General features: G+C 56.3%; 16 protein-coding genes. 14 read left to right on the plus strand and 2 right to left on the minus strand.

Annotation, left to right across the window (positions count from 1 at the left end; genetic code table 11):
• From HMPREF2927_RS07050 to rpsT, 5 genes are all read left to right on the plus strand, one after another.
• A complete protein-coding gene (locus tag HMPREF2927_RS07050; protein WP_070686723.1) occupies positions 1-1,161 on the plus strand; it encodes a ComEA family DNA-binding protein in 1,161 nt (386 codons plus the stop codon).
• Positions 1,161-3,230, plus strand: coding sequence for a ComEC/Rec2 family competence protein (locus HMPREF2927_RS07055; RefSeq protein ID WP_070686725.1), 2,070 nt, complete (start codon positions 1,161-1,163; stop codon positions 3,228-3,230). The genes HMPREF2927_RS07050 and HMPREF2927_RS07055 overlap by 1 nt, the downstream gene beginning before the upstream one ends.
• A 154-nt stretch (positions 3,231-3,384) precedes the next feature.
• Positions 3,385-4,419, plus strand: a complete 1,035-nt coding sequence (gene holA, locus HMPREF2927_RS07060; RefSeq protein WP_070686727.1) for a DNA polymerase III subunit delta — start codon at positions 3,385-3,387, stop codon at positions 4,417-4,419.
• Between the two features lie 15 nt (positions 4,420-4,434).
• Complete coding sequence (locus tag HMPREF2927_RS07065) at positions 4,435-5,106, plus strand: type II toxin-antitoxin system PemK/MazF family toxin (RefSeq protein ID WP_070686729.1); 672 nt, start codon at positions 4,435-4,437, stop codon at positions 5,104-5,106.
• A gap of 261 nt (positions 5,107-5,367) precedes the next feature.
• On the plus strand, positions 5,368-5,631 hold the full coding sequence (gene rpsT, locus HMPREF2927_RS07070) for a 30S ribosomal protein S20 (protein WP_049349792.1): 264 nt from the start codon (positions 5,368-5,370) through the stop codon (positions 5,629-5,631).
• 140 nt (positions 5,632-5,771) lie between these two features.
• On the opposite strand, the gene HMPREF2927_RS07075 is transcribed toward rpsT, so the two are convergent.
• Together HMPREF2927_RS07075 and HMPREF2927_RS07080 are read right to left on the minus strand one after the other, a co-directional pair.
• Positions 5,772-6,188, minus strand: coding sequence for a tyrosine-type recombinase/integrase (locus HMPREF2927_RS07075; RefSeq protein ID WP_141754887.1), 417 nt, complete (start codon positions 6,186-6,188; stop codon positions 5,772-5,774).
• A gap of 130 nt (positions 6,189-6,318) precedes the next feature.
• Positions 6,319-6,885 (minus strand): phage integrase central domain-containing protein, encoded by a 567-nt coding sequence (locus HMPREF2927_RS07080; RefSeq protein WP_070635193.1) that lies wholly within the window; start codon positions 6,883-6,885, stop codon positions 6,319-6,321.
• A 172-nt stretch (positions 6,886-7,057) separates the two neighbouring features.
• Here HMPREF2927_RS07080 and HMPREF2927_RS07085 point away from each other — a divergent pair, with 172 nt between their 5' ends.
• The 9 genes from HMPREF2927_RS07085 (at position 7,058) to HMPREF2927_RS07130 (ending at position 16,034) form a co-directional block, all read left to right on the plus strand.
• Entirely contained in the window at positions 7,058-7,489 is a 432-nt protein-coding gene (locus tag HMPREF2927_RS07085) for a Panacea domain-containing protein (RefSeq protein ID WP_070686733.1), read from the plus strand.
• 2 nt (positions 7,490-7,491) lie between these two features.
• Complete coding sequence (locus HMPREF2927_RS07090) at positions 7,492-7,992, plus strand: hypothetical protein (protein WP_070686735.1); 501 nt, start codon at positions 7,492-7,494, stop codon at positions 7,990-7,992.
• A 1,149-nt stretch (positions 7,993-9,141) separates the two neighbouring features.
• On the plus strand, positions 9,142-9,414 hold the full coding sequence (locus HMPREF2927_RS07100) for a hypothetical protein (RefSeq protein ID WP_049345449.1): 273 nt from the start codon (positions 9,142-9,144) through the stop codon (positions 9,412-9,414).
• A 114-nt stretch (positions 9,415-9,528) separates the two neighbouring features.
• Positions 9,529-9,813, plus strand: coding sequence for a hypothetical protein (locus HMPREF2927_RS07105; RefSeq protein ID WP_049353062.1), 285 nt, complete (start codon positions 9,529-9,531; stop codon positions 9,811-9,813).
• A gap of 229 nt (positions 9,814-10,042) precedes the next feature.
• Positions 10,043-10,378, plus strand: coding sequence for a hypothetical protein (locus HMPREF2927_RS07110; protein ID WP_070686739.1), 336 nt, complete (start codon positions 10,043-10,045; stop codon positions 10,376-10,378).
• 107 nt (positions 10,379-10,485) lie between these two features.
• Positions 10,486-11,508 carry a PAC2 family protein gene (locus tag HMPREF2927_RS07115; RefSeq protein ID WP_070686741.1) on the plus strand — a complete coding sequence of 341 codons (1,023 nt, stop codon included), beginning with the start codon at positions 10,486-10,488 and terminating at the stop codon, positions 11,506-11,508.
• A gap of 96 nt (positions 11,509-11,604) precedes the next feature.
• Complete coding sequence (gene lepA, locus HMPREF2927_RS07120) at positions 11,605-13,446, plus strand: translation elongation factor 4 (protein WP_369825412.1); 1,842 nt, start codon at positions 11,605-11,607, stop codon at positions 13,444-13,446.
• A gap of 225 nt (positions 13,447-13,671) precedes the next feature.
• On the plus strand, positions 13,672-15,081 hold the full coding sequence (locus tag HMPREF2927_RS07125; protein ID WP_168165230.1) for an Eco57I restriction-modification methylase domain-containing protein: 1,410 nt from the start codon (positions 13,672-13,674) through the stop codon (positions 15,079-15,081).
• Positions 15,078-16,034 carry a BsuBI/PstI family type II restriction endonuclease gene (locus HMPREF2927_RS07130; RefSeq protein ID WP_070686747.1) on the plus strand — a complete coding sequence of 319 codons (957 nt, stop codon included), beginning with the start codon at positions 15,078-15,080 and terminating at the stop codon, positions 16,032-16,034. The genes HMPREF2927_RS07125 and HMPREF2927_RS07130 overlap by 4 nt, the downstream gene beginning before the upstream one ends.
• The last annotated feature ends 162 nt before the right edge of the window (positions 16,035-16,196 follow it).

Here is a 16,196-nt window from a genome sequence, read left to right on the forward strand (position 1 = left end):
ATGACGAGCATGACCCCTAACCACGAGCAGAACAACCTGCAGAACCCGAGTGCTGCACCGAACAACGGTGCTGCGCAAGACAACGCACCCCAGCCGGGCGGCGCGCAACGTAGCGCCCGCTCCCTGATGAACAGCCTCTACCGTAGCCCGCGCGCCCGCAAGAACGGTGCGCCGGATGCTGAGGACACCGTGCCGCTGGCAATCTCAACTGAGGTAACGCCCGCGGAGGTACCTGCCGAAGAAACACCTGCCGAGTCTGCGGCATCCCACCCGGAGTCGAATGGTTGGGCTGACTGGGATCAGCAGCCCGACTGGAACGAGGTGGACGACTGGGCGGAGTGGGAGCAAGCTGATCAGCCCGGCACCACCCGCAGTACCCGTTGGGGCTTGTCGCCGCGCGTGCTGCTTCTGGTGGCGGTGTTGGCGTTGGTTGCCGTGGTGTGGGGTGTGACCCAGTTTTCGGCGGCGCCGCGTGCCGAGCAGTTCGCCTCTCCGAGTGCTTCCGCCGAGTCGGTGCAGGCGGTGGGTGCCCAGCAGAGCCCCGGAACTCAACCCGGCACCCAGTCCGCTGCTCAATCTACTGCCCAGCCGGGCGCTAACCCGAGTGAATCCGCGCAGGGTGGCGCCTCCGGTGAGGCTACCGTGCGGGTGCACGTGGCGGGTGCCGTGAACAATCCCGGCGTGTACACGCTGCCCGCGCAGGGTCGTGCCGTGGATGCGATTGCCGCCGCCTCCGGTGCCGCAGCGGATGCTGATCTGGACCGCGTGAATCTTGCCGGTGCGCTCAGTGACGGGGTGCAGATTTATGTGCCGCATCGTGGTGAGACGGCTGCTCCGGCGCAGATTCAGCCCAATGGTGGCACGGCGAATGCGGGTCAGGGTAACGCGGCGAATGGTGCATCGCAGGGTGGCGCTCAGCCTCAGCCTGCACGCACGCTAACTCCTGCAGGCAGCGCGCAGAAGGGCTCAACCCCGGTGAACATTAACACCGCCACCGCTGAGGAGCTGCAGACCCTGCCGCGTATTGGTCCGGCGATGTCTCAGCGCATTATCGCCTGGCGTGAGGCGCACGGCGGTTTCCGTAGCGTAGATGAGCTGGATGCGGTGCCCGGCATTGGTCCGTCGATGCTGGAGAATTTGCGCCCGCTGGTGATGGTCTAATGCGCCGACAGAACCGCGGACCGAACCGTTTGCAGAACCACTGGCAGGCAGGGGAGCGGGAACTTTTTCCCGGTTCCTCGCGCCTCACCCGGCGCTTCACCCGGTCCGCGGCTACGGCGTATGAACGCGCCCGCTACCGCTGGAGCATCGGTACTGAACGGTGGCGTACCCGCCGCGATGAGCAGGAGCTGCGCGCCCAGGGAAGCCTCATTCACCTGGACTTTCGCCTGAGTTTCACGGTGCTGGCGCTGTGGGCTTTTACCGCGGCGGCGCTGACCGTGGGAACGTGGCGGGTGGTGCATCCGCTGGCGTGCGTGCTCATTGCTCTGCTGGGGTGCCTGGCGATTCTGCTGTTCTTTCCGCCGCGTGCGGTGATGCCGTACAGCCTGCTCTTTCGCACGACGGGACAGCTGGTTTTTCTGGCGTGTATTGTCACGGTTCAGGCGGTGCTTTTGTGCGCTACGGGGGTGGATGCATCCCGCGCCACGCTACAGCAGGCGCAGGGCGCCTCGCTTCGTCTGAATGGCACGGTGGAGCAGGTTCGCCGCGTGGATCCGCGTACTACTCTGGTGGTTATTAAGCTGGAGGAAATTCAGGGGCGGAGCGTGCGTGCGCTGGTGAATGAGCGGGTGCGTGTGTACCGGCGTGACGGTTCGGCGAAGAGCGCCGCGCAGCGTCTGGAGGCAAGTTCGGCGGCGAACTCGGCGGCTAAGCACCAGGGGAGCGGCACCGCGCGCTCGCAGGCGATTTATCCGGGCATGAAGGTGACTGCCCTCGGTACGGTGGAGTTTAACGGTTCCACGGCGAAGCTGAGCGGCGCAACTATTTTTCCCGCGCCCGCCTCCGGTGCCGGGTCGAACGCTACCGACCAGACGGCGGAGGAGCCGTATCTGTCCACGCTCAAGGAACAACTGCGCACCCGCGCCCTGGATACCCTGGGCACGGAATCGGCGGCACTAGTTTTGGGCACCGCCTACGGGGACGACTCGCTGATGAGTTCCACCGCGCGGGAGGACTATAAGCTCAGCGGGCTCAGCCATATTACGGCGGTGTCCGGGGCGAATATTGCCATCGTGTTTTTGGGTGCGTACCGGCTGGTGTTGGCGATTCGTCCGTACCGCTTCGCCAGCGCGTACCTGCTGTTCCGCTCGTTGAGGCAACGGCTGCGAGGGAGAGGCACGGGTCATTCTCGCCGCCCCGCGTACCCCCGGCATCCCGCCCAGCCCCAACACTCTATCCAACCCCATCAACCTACCCCGCCAAATGCCCACGCCCTGCCGCCGCTCGTGCACCGGCTGAGCACCCTCGCCATTCCGCACCGCGTCATGGTGCTGTGCGGGGTTGCGGCGGTGCTCGCCTACGCCATGCTGCTGGATTCTGAGGGTTCCGTGATTCGTTCCCTCGCCATGGGTCTGCTCGGTGCTTACGCGATGCTGCGCGGTTCGGGTCGCCAGTCCTTGGCGGCGCTGCAAACCACGGTGCTGATGTGTCTGCTTGCCGCCCCGCACCTCGCCGTGGATATGGGGTTCGCCCTGTCGGTGACGGCAACCTCCGCGTTGATTCTGCTGGGCCCTCCGCTGATTCGCCTTCTCATGCGCGTCATGCCGGTGTTCTGTGCGGAAATGCTCGCCGCGCCGATTGTGGCGTCCCTGTGGTGCACTCCGCTGATTTTGATGATGAGCGGTAAGGTGCCGCTCTACTCGGTTCCGGCGAACCTGATTGCTGCTCCTTTGGCACCGCTGAGTATGCTCGCCGGGCTGGCGGCGCTCGGATTCATGCTCCTGGGTCTGCCCACTGCGGCGGATCTGTGCCTGCGTGCCGGTGGCCTTGCCGCGCAGGGCATCGAGTGGGCGGCACACACTGCCGCGCACGCGCCGGGTAACCCGTGGGCGCCCGGTTCGAGCGTGCCTGCGGTGGTGTGTAGCGCCCTCTGCGTGCTGGCGTTGAGCGTTGCCCTCTGGTGGGTGGATGCGCGCCGCTACCGTGCGGTCACGCACCGGCAGTATTTGCGGGTGGTACCGCACACCGCGCCCTCCTATCAGCGCTCCCATCAGCCCGCCCGGTCTTAACCGACTAACCGTGACCGACTACCGCTAACCACCGTTAGGAGGCATATGAGAAGAAAACGCTATGATGGATATTCGAGACTCTACCCGCGCCGCACCCTGCGCGCAGTGGGGCCGAGTTCAGCCCGTACCCTGCAGATAAAGGCGAGTGATAAGCGTGTCCGAGCGTAAGCGTTCAACCCAGCGTGGTGGTTCCCGAGGCTACGCCCGCCGAGGCGGCCCCGCCCTCGACACCGCGTGGCGTACCGTCACCCCGGCGCCCGCCCTCATGCTCTACGGCCCGGAGGAGTACTTCGCCTCCCGCGCTGCGGCACGCCTGCGTGAGCTGTTCCGCAGCATCCACCCGGAGGTGGACCGCGTTCAGATTAACGCCGCCACCTACACGGCGGGGGAGCTGATTCTGCACGCTTCGCCCTCCCTGTTCGGTTCGGCAAAGATCATTGAGGTTGAGAACGTCGCCTCCATGAGTGACGAGTTTTTGACCGATACGCTCGCCTACCTGAATGCCCCCGAGCCGGACATCATGCTGATTCTGAACCACTCGGGCGGTAACCGCGGCAAGAAGCTCATCGACCTGGTGCGTTCCCAGTTCGTGCTCATTAACTGCAAGGCGCTCAAGACCGACCGTGAGAAGAGCGAGTTCTTGGCGGGGGAGTTCGCAGCAGCTCAGCGCCCCATTACCGGCGGCGCCCTGGCGTTGCTGACTGCCGCCGCCTCCGACACTGCGGAGCTTGCCGCCGCATGCCAGCAGCTGCTCTCAGACGTACTCGGCGAAATCACCGAGGAGGCGGTGAACCGCTACTACGGCGGCCGCACCGAAGTCACCGCGTTCCGCGTCAGTGATGCCGCGATTTCCGGTAACGCCCCGGAGGCACTGCGTCTGCTCCGTCACTCCCTTGCCACCGGCACGGAGCCGATTCCGATGCTGGGTGCGCTCGCCATGCGTATCCGCAATATTGCGCGCGTGCACCACGTGCGTATGAGCGCTAACGAACTGGCGCGTGAGGTGGGTATGTCACCGTGGCAGGTTGAGCAGGCTCAGCGTGACGGCCGCCGTTTTACCGGCGCCCAGCTGGCGCATATTGTGCAGCTTCTGGCTGATGCGGACGCCCAGCTGAAGGGCGAGTCGCAGGACGCGGTGTATGCGGTGGAGCAGGCTGTTTTGGCGATTGCTCTACCTCCGCGCCTGTAGTGCATAATAGAGCCCATGCTCGAAATTCTGAAGAAAATTTTCTTTGCCCTGCTGCCCTTCCTGCAGAAGGCGGCAGAGGATGCCCTCAACGACGCTACTGCGTCTAAGGGCGGCTCCGAGTCCTCCCAGAAGAGCGAGTCCCACAAGGGCGAATCTCGTCAGGGTGAGGCTCGTACCTCCGGCTCTTCGGCGCCTAAGCCGAGCGCCCCGAAGCCTTCCTCGGCAAAGTCCACAGCAAATTCCTCGGCACCTAAGCCTTCCGCACCGGCTTCGACCGGCGCATCCGACGGTTCGGATTACCCGGGCGATTACCGCGACATGATCAACTTTGAGTACTCACCCTCCCTGGACGGCGACGCTGACCCGGGTGAAATCGTGTGGACGTGGGTTCCTTTCGAAGAAGACCACTCGCAGGGTAAGGACCGCCCGGTGCTTCTGGTGGGTCGTGACGGTGAGTACCTGCTGGCGCTCATGATGACCAGCAAGGACCACAATAACCGTGAGCACGCTGATCCGAACTACCTTGATATTGGTTCGGGCCCGTGGGATCCGCAGGGCCGCGCTTCTGAGGTGAAGCTGAACCGTGTGATTCGTGTTCGCCCGGATTCGATGCGCCGTGAGGGTGCCATTATGCCGGAGGATACGTTCCGCCTGATTGAGCGTGCGTGGACTCGCCATAACGGTTAACGCCCTGTGTCGGTAGTTTCACCGGCGACCGGCGCTGATTATCTGCGCCGGATGTGGAGGCTGCGTGTAGCGGTTTTCACAGTATTTTTCTCTCCGCGAGGGTCTGTCGTGGAGGCTGTTCATCTGGTATTATGTGTGGTTGAGTGTCCGATGGTCATCGGGCACTGCTGGCCGGTTGCCATAGGCATCCCCACGCCGCTCAGTCGATGATCGGCCAGCGTCGCCCTCACCGACCAATAAGACAAAACAGAAAGTTTAATTGTGGCTAACATTAAGTCTCAGAAGAAGCGTATCCTCACCAACGAGAAGGCTCGCCTGCGCAACAACATTGTAAAGTCCGAGCTGAAGACCGCGACCCGCAAGGTCAAGGCTGCTGTTGAGGCACAGAACAAGGAAGCCGCTGTTGAGGCTCTGCGTTTTGTGAACCGTAAGCTGGACAAGGCTGTTTCCAAGGGTGTTCTGCACAAGAAGACCGCTGCAAACAAGAAGTCCGGTCTTGCTGCGCTGGTAAACAAGGCTTTCTAAAACTTGCGGGGTACCTAAGTACCTCTCTGGTTTAGGGCAGAGATCCCCTGTGTTCCCCCTCCTCTAAGGGGAACGCAGGGGGTTTCTTTGTACCCAAAATAGGCGATGTGTCCACAATGAGGGTACCTTCAAACAAAACATTATGGACTGAGTACCTCCAAAATGGCAGTAGAATCAGGCGCCACAGGGTCATGAGCCACATAATGCTTCGCCAAAATAGCCTCCGTATTACCCAGCTGCGCAGCACCCGCACTCACACCACTCTCACGCACCAGCAACGTAGCAACCGTCTTCCGTAGCGCATGCGGGCGAACCCACTCAATACCGCTACCCTTCAAAGCCCTATCCCACTGTCCAGCAATATTCACGCGATCCGTATAACCTCCATGCGCAGGGTGGGGGAGCACGGGACCACTCAGAGACCCCCAATCACCTCCTGCGTGGCGACGCAGCGCCTCAATCAAGAACTCGGGGAGCCACACAGCCAGATCCTGTGCGTGCTTGAGGTGCTCCTGCCTGTACACCCGACCGGAATCACGGATAACTGTCCCAGTCACATGCCACACCACACCGCTCCAAACCCTCCCAGCACATGCCCAGCGCCTCACCAATACGCGCGCCGGTAACTAGAAGAATCTCCACCAGTACATCCAACCCCATAGGTGCACCAGTAAAGCACGCACGCAGCTACTGCACCTGCTCCATGCTCAACACCTGCACAGGCTTCTTCACCGGGTTGATGCCCTTCGTAGCCTTTGCAGGATTCCGGGAGATAGCATCGTGACGGATAGCAGTATCGAAAACCTGCCCCAGAAGCGACCGCACCACCTTTAACGTGGGCGCACCGGTACTCTTGGCTGCCTCAGACAGGTGAGCCTGAATCAGCGAGGGGGTACACTCAAGCAGGCGCAGAGCCCCAAACCAGGGGAGTAGATGCTTATCGAGCAGAATCTGGTACCTGCTGATAGTGTCCGAGGGGTGTTCCCGCTCCGCATTCCACTCATCCCACCACACACGCACCGCATTAGCCACCGTGGAATGCGGGCTCAGCACCGTACCCGACGCAGTAAGAATCACCGCAGCATACTCACGCAGAGCAATCTCCGCATGAGTACGAGTCGAAGCAGTCCTGCGCAAACGGCGACGCACCCCGTCAAGCCCCCTATAGTAGGTAGACGCTTGCCACGTACCAGCCTTAGTGTTGGTGAGAGTGATGGTGCCGTGGGTGCCGAACGGAAGGCGCTCGCATGGCATGGTTTCTCCTCTCAGAAATGGTTGTGTATTTGCTCTCTTAGCACCGTGTCTGGGCACATAGTGGGGGAAGATGAATATAAAATGTAGGTACACTGACCACAAGAACCCTAGAGGAGTGCACATGTCGTATCCAGCTTTCGCAGTGGCGAATACCCTTATCGAAAGGTCGAAGATGACTGGCAAGCCGCTTACCCCTTTGAAGTTGCAGAAGGTTATGTATTTCTTGACCTCTGAGTATGCAAAGGAGACCGGCGGTGAGAACCTCATGCTGGATAATTTCCAAGCGTGGGCGTATGGTCCTGTCGTTCCGGCAATTTACCAGGAGTTCAAGCCGTTTCGTGCTAACCCGATTACTGACTACGCGACTGATAGCCAGGGTTATATCCTCAAGGTGACGGTTGCAGAAAATCCTGCTTTTGAGCGAACTCTGAACCGCGTATGGGACGCAACGGTTGGGAAGACCCCGAGTCAGCTTGTGACTATCTCTCATGCAGAAGGCTCTGCATGGTCTCAAACTTGGAATGATGAAGCCGGGGAAGGTGACCCGATCCCGTTCGAAGCAATCAAGAACGATTCCACGTATAAGAAATACTTGGGACTGTAACCGTGGAAGAAGTCACCGAGAAGAAACAGCCAAAGAACCAGAAGGGCGCAGAGGGGGAGAACAACCACTCTGGTACATCAATACCTAAGACTGTAACCGTGGAAGAAGTCACCGAGGAGAAACAGCCAAAGAACCAGGAGGGCGCAGAGGGGGAGAACAACCACTCTGGTATATCCCAGACGAAAGGTGAACCGGCACCACAAGGGACGTTCGATAGCTTCCAAGCGCTCAAACTTATAGCTCCTTTCCTATGGCTCTGGGAACTATACGCCCAATCGAGATTCGTAGATGACAGGGATAGTACAAAGAATTATGCAATGATCTACGAGAAGAGAGAACGTGTTGTCTTCTGGCTTGATTTGGTATTACGTGCGTTTCTCGTGTGGGTAGTGCTGACAATCCTGCTGAAGACTCTTCACCTAGACCTGCCCGATCTATCCGGCGTGGTGCCGCATATCCGCATTCCGGGGGAGAACCCCTGGTTCGAGTGGCCGTCCAGGTGAAGCCGTCACGGAAAAAGTTCTGTGCGAACCTGGTACGATATGAACATCTCCTGTCGGAACGCCACAGGGCACTCGGCATTACCTCTCTGAATGTTGAACAAATCGGTGAAGTTTGTAAACCCCCGATGCGCCAACCACTGCGCATCGGGGGTTTATTCTGTCTCCAGCACCTCGAGACCACCGCCCGGACAAGCCCATGACCACAGAAGAGGTCCTCTACCTACTCGATGAGAGCCTACGCAAAATCATCGTCAAAGAAGGGGTCATTGAAAAGAACAACACCGGCTGGGTGGTCTACCCGCCCAACACGGAAGCAGACTTCCCCCGGATTGAGCTTATTTGTATTCAGAGGCGAGGAGTCAAGGTTCAGAGTAAGGGAAAGCCGATTACGACTCACCCAGTGAGATCTTCCAACGCTCGCAACGTCAAGCGCCTGCGAGATTGTGCCGCACGTAGTTCTTCGTTTAGCAATTGGCTGAAACGGCTTGCAGGACCAGTTCCCCTGCGGTTTCCTCGCTTTGATTCATTCGAGGGTACGGAGCGCATTATGCACCCCAGCTTGAATCGTCAGTAAGGACATGGTCAGCAGGGTGGGCGACAAGACGGTAACCCGACTTGGTCGCTGATTTAGCCCTCGCGAGAATCTCAGCAGCCAATTGAGCATCGGTAAGAGGAGCGGCCACTTGTTCTCGCATTGCGTTGTCTGCCGCAGAGATAATGACCGTCATGTCCACGTTGAGTGCGTCACAGATGGTTTTGAGGTCACGGACGGGGAGTGATCCTTCTGACCGATATACAGGTCGGCTGAGCTTACTCTTGGAGATGCCAGTTTTTGCAGCCAGGGTTAGCAGGTCTTTACCTCGCCGAACCACCCATACCTTTGTTGAAGCGCCACGGTGAGAATGGGTCGGGACGTACATGGTTTAGGGGTCTTTCTCCTGATGAGATTGCAGATGTCCTTTTATATACTGTGAAAAATACTGAGTTTATGAAGAGCCCGGATAACCGACACCAATATATTGCAGTTGTAGACGTTCCAAAGATAGGCCTTGTAAGAGTTGCCGCAAAGCTTGCAAAGGATCCAGAATATCTAGGTAAAATAGATGTGTTATCAATTTTCCCTATAAAACCTGGTAAAAGGGGTAAAGCATGGAAGAAGAAATCATCGCAAAGTATCTTCTAACTATGCCGATGCCTGATATTAGTCGTAAATGGGTGGGAGAATATGCCCGGACTGAGGAATGGGACCAAGCTATTATTGCTGCGGTCAGTTGCTTTTTAAAGCAGGGGGCACATTTCCCGAAGGTTGTTTTGAAGTACTTAGATTTTGAGTATTTCGATGATAAGGATTACGCGAGGATTCGGGAACTTGCTACTGAGGATTTTGATTACGAGGCCCACCTTGATTTGTTAGAGCGTTAGGATACTGCGAAAGCCCTGTGCACGGTGTTCTTGTGAGGGGCTTTTGTGTACCCATTTTTGAGTTTTCCACTGTACGGAGCTTTTATCCGATTGAGAATAAAGAAGCTGAAGACTATGTTGGATTGGGAAAAAGCTAAGATTCTATCCGCTGTTATGCGAACCCGTGCCCTGGAGGAGCGGACACGACCTTTTGTCGAAGAATTTGATAATGCGGGTGAGTGGGAGTTGGCTCTTGCTAGCGTTATTGGTGATTTTGTGAAGCAAAAGGTTACTTTTCCGTATGATGTTGCGGTGCTGGCGGATCATGAATTTATGCCTGATGATTTGGTAGAGAGTATGTGGACTTACGCTACTGAAGAGTTCGACTATGAGGCTCATCTAGACCTCCTAGAGCGTTAGATTTATATAATTAGAAGCCCTGTGCACGGTGTGCGTGTGCGGGGTTTCTTTGTACCCATTCCTATGGAGGCGCCCGCCCGGTGACGAAACCGCTTGCGGGTCGCGTGGAAGCCCGTATAGTGGGAACTATCGGCGGTACCGCACACCGCGCCTATCAGAGCGCCCCACGCGGCGTCTCACATGGCGCCGGTGTGGGTACACATTTTTGCATATTATCAGGAGGTTCCCCATGAGTAACGAGACCACAGAAGAAGCTTACGATTATCGTGAAGACCCTGAGTATTGGCGAGCTCCGTTCGATTTTACGAAGCCCATATCTGATGCAAATACTCCGGAGGGGTGGATGCGTGCTGAGTTGAATGGGCGTTTTTTTAATGCTCCGGTGGCACGCCCCGGTGCCGAATATGAGTGGGGTCTGGCAGAGATTAAGCGTAGGAACGAAGCTAAGGAATTCCCCTTCAAATATAGCGAAGTAACCAGCTTGTATCGTGAGAAGGTAGCTAATGGTGAGTTGCCAGATGTTTATGCTGGCACTCCATACGATTTGGCGCTTCTGCCTTTCTAACATAGTTTCCCCTTCCGCCCGGGGTTTTGGGCGGCATAACCGAATATAGAACATATTTTTACAACACCACCCACCACACAACCACCGATCACGAGCTAAGGACAACGATGAGCCAGCCGAACTTCCCGCCCGCCCGACTCTTTGACGCTTTCGCCAAGCCCGCCTCCACAGAACAGCCCGCGAAGAAGGGACTGCTCGGCAAGCTGCGCCTGAGCGAATCCTCCGAAGAGGACAACTACACGACCGTCATGCTGGTCGGCTTCAACTCCGCGAAGGAACCCCCGGGCAACGGTGAAGACGCCCTCGACGTGATTCACCGCGCGTTCGACCCGTGCGATGAGAGCCCCGGCTTCGACATGGACGACTTCTACGACTATGCTTCCGTCGCCCCGCAGCTGCAGAACAGCGACGACTCCGAATCCACGGTTCTGGTGTGGCCCAAGATGTTCTACAACAGGGTCACCATCCCGGAGCGCCGCCTGCGCCTGCTCGTGGTGACCGGCCCCGCCCCGAGCCTGTGCCTGCAACGGTTCATGACCCGCTTCTTCAAGTACGTGAAGAAGCTCCACGTGGACCACGCGGTCTTCGTTGAGACCTTTGAGGATCAGGTGGCGCACACCCGCCCGTACCCGTACACGCTGACCACTCACGACGAGAAGCTGGCGGCTATCCCCGGTATTCTGCACGAGTATTTCACCGGTTCTACCTCGGTGACGATGGCGATGTCTGCGCTCGCCGCCGAGCACGGCCTGCGTTCCTCGGTCATGTTGCGTATGAGCATCCCGGGGTATCTGAGCTTTAACCAGCAGAACCCGCGTGCGGTCGTGAGCCTGATCGAGGCGCTGGAGGTCATCCTCGGCATTAAGGTCGAGTCTGAGGAGTACGACCGCCTGCGCGCCCACGCTGACGAGTGGGAGGCGGAGCTCGCTGAAGAAATGGCGAAGGACTACGAGAAGGTTGAGCTGGTGCGTGAGATTGAGCAGAAGATGGATTCGACTCTGCGCACTGTTTCCGGTGAGGTGATTGCCGAGGATATTGAGGGCTACCTGGATTCCCTCAGCGGTGCCTCCGAGGGCGTAAATCCTGCCGATGATGGTGCGGATTCCGCGGAGGACTCTTCGGAACGTTAGGTCCGTTCGCACATATGGCGCGGGTATGGGAAAATGATAGGTAACTATGCCCATACCCGCAGCCAGCATCTCGAAAGGATGATGTGATTGGCACCCATGTCGAAGAACCCGCCCGTTCCGGCGGCGACCGACCCCGCGATTATTCGCAACTTCTGCATTATCGCCCACATTGACCACGGTAAGTCCACCCTCGCAGACCGTATGCTGCAGGCCACCGGCGTGGTTGCCCCGCGCGATATGAAGGCGCAGTACCTGGACCGCATGGACATTGAACGTGAACGCGGTATCACCATTAAGTCTCAGGCTGTGCGCATGCCCTGGGACGTTGACGGCACCTCCTACGCGCTAAACATGATTGACACCCCCGGCCACGTGGACTTCACCTATGAGGTGTCCCGCTCCCTGGCTGCGTGTGAGGGTGCGCTTCTACTCGTGGACGCCGCCCAGGGTATTGAGGCTCAGACCCTGGCGAACCTGTACCTGGCGATGGAGAACGACCTGACCATCATCCCGGTGCTGAACAAGATTGACCTTCCCGCGGCTCAGCCCGATAAGTACGCTGAGGAGCTGGCGAACCTGATTGGTTGCGAGCCGGACGAGGTTCTGCGCGTATCGGGTAAGACCGGTGAGGGCGTTGAGGCTCTGCTGGACCGTATTGTGGAGGCGATTCCCGCCCCGCAGGGTGACGCATCCGCCCCGGCGCGTGCCATGATTTTTGACTCGGTGTACGACTCGTACCGCGGTGTGGTCACCTATGTGCGTGTTGTGGACGGTAGCCTGCAGCCGCGTCAGAAGATTAAGATGATGTCCACCGGCGCTGAGCATGACCTGCTTGAAATCGGCGTGATTTCCCCTGAGCCTGTGCCCTCGAAGGGCCTGGGCGTGGGCGAGGTAGGTTACCTCATTACCGGTGTGAAGGACGTCCGTCAGTCCCGTGTGGGTGATACCGTCACCTCCGCTGTCAAGCCTGCGCAGGAGTCCCTGGGCGGTTACGAGGACCCCAAGCCGATGGTGTTCTCTGGCCTGTTCCCGATTGATGGTTCGGACTACCCGGCGCTGCGTGACGCGCTGGATAAGCTGAAGCTCAACGACGCCGCGCTGATTTACGAGCCGGAGACTTCTGCCGCTTTGGGCTTCGGTTTCCGCTGTGGCTTCCTGGGTCTGCTGCACCTGGAGATTGTGCGTGAGCGCCTGGAACGCGAGTTCAACCTGGACCTGATTTCGACCGCGCCGAACGTTATTTACGACGTGGTGGATGAGGCTGGCAACGCTAAGCGCGTGACCAACCCGAGCGAATTCCCCGAGGGTAAGGTCGCGACCATCCGCGAGCCCATGGTGGCGTGTACGATTATTGCCCCGAGCGAGTACATTGGCGCGATTATGGAGCTGTGCCAGGCTCGCCGCGGCCAGATCGGCGGCATGGATTACCTGTCCGAGGATCGTGTGGAGATGCGTTACCGCCTGCCCCTGGCAGAGATCGTGTTCGACTTCTTCGATCAGTTGAAGTCCCGTACCCGCGGTTACGCGTCGCTGGACTGGAAGTTCGACGGTGAGGAAGAGGCTGACCTGGTGAAGGTCGATATCCTGCTGCAGGGTGAGAAGGTGGATGCATTCAGCGCCATTACTCACCGCGATAAGGCGTACTCGTACGGCCTGATGATGACTTCTAAGCTGCGTGAGCTGATTCCTCGCCAGCAGTTTGAGGTGCCGATTCAGGCGGCTATCGGTTCGCGTATTATTGCCCGTGAGAATATTCGCGCGATGCGTAAGGATGTTCTTTCGAAGTGTTACGGTGGCGATATTTCGCGTAAGCGTAAGCTGCTGGAGAAGCAGAAGGAAGGCAAGAAGCGCATGAAGATGGTCGGTCGTGTGGAGGTTCCGCAGGAAGCCTTCATTGCGGCACTGTCTTCGGGCGAGGAGAAGGAAAAGAAGAAGTAGCCTTTCGCTACTGTAGCTTTTCCGGCTGTGTGCTGACCTGTTGATTGTGGAGAACCCGGCTGGTGCCTCGTGTACCGCCGGGTTCTCTGCTGTCTAACTTAGAAAACACATCAATTTGCGTCGGACATTCCTGAGATGACGAACTAACTTGGCACACATCAGGGGTACAGTTACCCTTGAAGTATGGAATTTGTGGAACGCGCTGAGATACGACGACAGCAGGCTATGAGCGCTCTCGATGAGAAGAGCCAAAGCGACCAAGGTCAGTTTTTTACCCCGCTCGCAGTCGCGCAGATGATGGCGCAGATGTTGCCTCTTCCAACTTCTAATAAAGTTCGTATCCTAGACCCTGGCGCAGGATCTGGCATATTGACAGCAGCAGTTGTGGACCGATTCACACGAGAATCTCCAGAAACCACTCTTGAGATTATTGCTGTAGAAAAAGATTCTGAGCTCATTCCTGCATTGAAGAATACTCTGAAAGATTGTTCTCGCCCAGGGGTGCATCTTGAATACGTTAATCAAGATTTTATTGAATGGGCTTTGCAAGGCCAGAGCCTGTTCGACTATGTTATTCAGAATCCACCGTATTTTAAGATTGCAAGTAAGTCAGAAGTAGCCCTAATTCTACGCTCGCATGGGTGCAATGTGCCCAATATGTATGCCGCCTTCATGTCCCTAGGTGAGCACCTTTTGAAGGATGGTGGCTATCAGGTATCCATTACCCCGCGTTCATGGATGAATGGAACCTATTACACTGCTTTTCGCCAAGATTTACTCAAAGAATCTAGTATTGATTCTATTCATAGTTTTGAGTCTCGTTCTTCTGTTTTTGGAGAGTCTGGAGTACTCCAAGAAACAGTTATCACTGGTATGTATAAGGGAGTAGCAAAATCTCATGTGCAGCTAAGTGTATCGCATGACCATAAGGGAACAGTCTCTACGCGTTCGGTTCCGTACACTCAAGTTGTAACTGGTGATTTTATCTTTGTCCCCAATACAGATTATGACGGGGAGATTATTGAGCGAATGTCCCATGCCAAGGAAACGTTATCCTCTATGAATCTGAATGTTTCGACAGGTAAAGTGGTGGGTTTCCGCTCTCGTGAGATTCTTCTTGAGAATCAACTTGTTGGTTCTCTACCTCTCATTCATGCTTCCCATATATTTAATGGACAAGTAATCCATCCTCTTGAATCTTGTAAGAAAGAACAGTGGGTTGATGGGTTCCATCCGAATACGGCAAAAAATGTCATTCCGTCAGGCTGGTATGTCCTTGTGAAGCGTTTCTCTGCGAAAGAAGAGAAGCGTCGCATAAGCGCAGCCTTGTACCATGCAAATAACTTGTTCGCAATAGATAATAAGGTGAACTATATTCACAATAATGGCTCAGGTCTTGAAAAGGATGTCGCTATAGGAATTGAGCGATGGCTAAACTCAGCCCAAGTAGACGATTATTTTCGCATTTTCAGTGGGCATACCCAGGTAAATGCTGGAGATTTGCGTCAACTCCCATTTCCCTCAATAAGTTCTTTGCGAAAACTTGCCCATTCAAAACAACCGACTCAGGACATTTCTGAGATTCTTTCAGATAATATCGAATCCCTACAGATTAGGAAGGAGAAAGCCGTATGAGCATACATGAAGAAGCTAAAAGACTTTTGAAACTCTTTGAGTTTGATGAAAAACGAACTAACGATATGGCAGCAAGGACTCTTCTGTCGCTGTTGAACCTCCGTGAAGGAGATACCTGGGATCAAGCAACAAATAATCGAATCGGAGTGCGTGGTCTGATGGATTGGATGAGAAAAAAACTTGATTACCAAATTGCAGAAAACTCTAGGGAGACTATACGCAGAGAGGTTCTTCATCAGTTTGTAGCAGCAGCTTTTTGCGAACACAATGATGATGATCCGGATCGCACAACTAACTCACCCAAGAATGTTTATAGGGTTAGCCCCAATGCACTAAGCGTGATTCGTATGTACTCGGGAAGCGACGATGATACTTCTAGTGAATTTCGTATTGCTCTTGAAGAATATCTAGCATATGCTCCGAGCCTATTGGAATTGCAACGTGAAGAGCGTAGAATGGCCAAAATTCCGGTTCGTATGCCCTCGAATGAAATTGCATACATTAACCCCGGTGGTCAAAATAAATTAATTAAATCTATGGTTGAGGAATTTTGTCCTCGTTTTGCGCCAGGGGGCCAGGTTCTGTATATAGGTGACGCGGATAGTAAAACATCAAATTATAACAAAGAGTTACTTTCCTCTCTTGGTATTAATCTTGATATGCACGGAAAGATGCCTGACTTGGTTGTGTACCAGAGGGATAAAAACTGGCTCTTTTTAATGGAGGCAGTAACAACTCATGGTCCAGTAAATCCTCTCCGTAAGAAAAATTTGGAATCACTTTTTGGGGGGTCGCAAGCTGGAATCGTGTATGTTTCCTGTTTCCCGAACCGACAAGTACTCCGCTCTCACCTAGTGGATATTGCTTGGGAGACAGAAGTCTGGCTGGAGAGCGACCCGACTCATATGATTCATTTCAATGGCTCACGATTTATGGGGCCCTACGAAAGTTAGGCATATGAGAACCCGGCTGGTGCCTCGTGTACCGCCGGGTTCTCTGCACGCTGTCTGTTGATATTACCCGCTCACTGAAGCCACCCGCCTGCTGATACTACCCGCGTAGCCGCATGCGCGGTGCCCATATTTGATCCCCCCCCCCCCCCCCCCCCCCCCCCC

It is taken from the genome of Rothia sp. HMSC061E04 (genome assembly GCF_001813685.1).
GTDB lineage: Bacteria > Actinomycetota > Actinomycetes > Actinomycetales > Micrococcaceae > Rothia > Rothia mucilaginosa.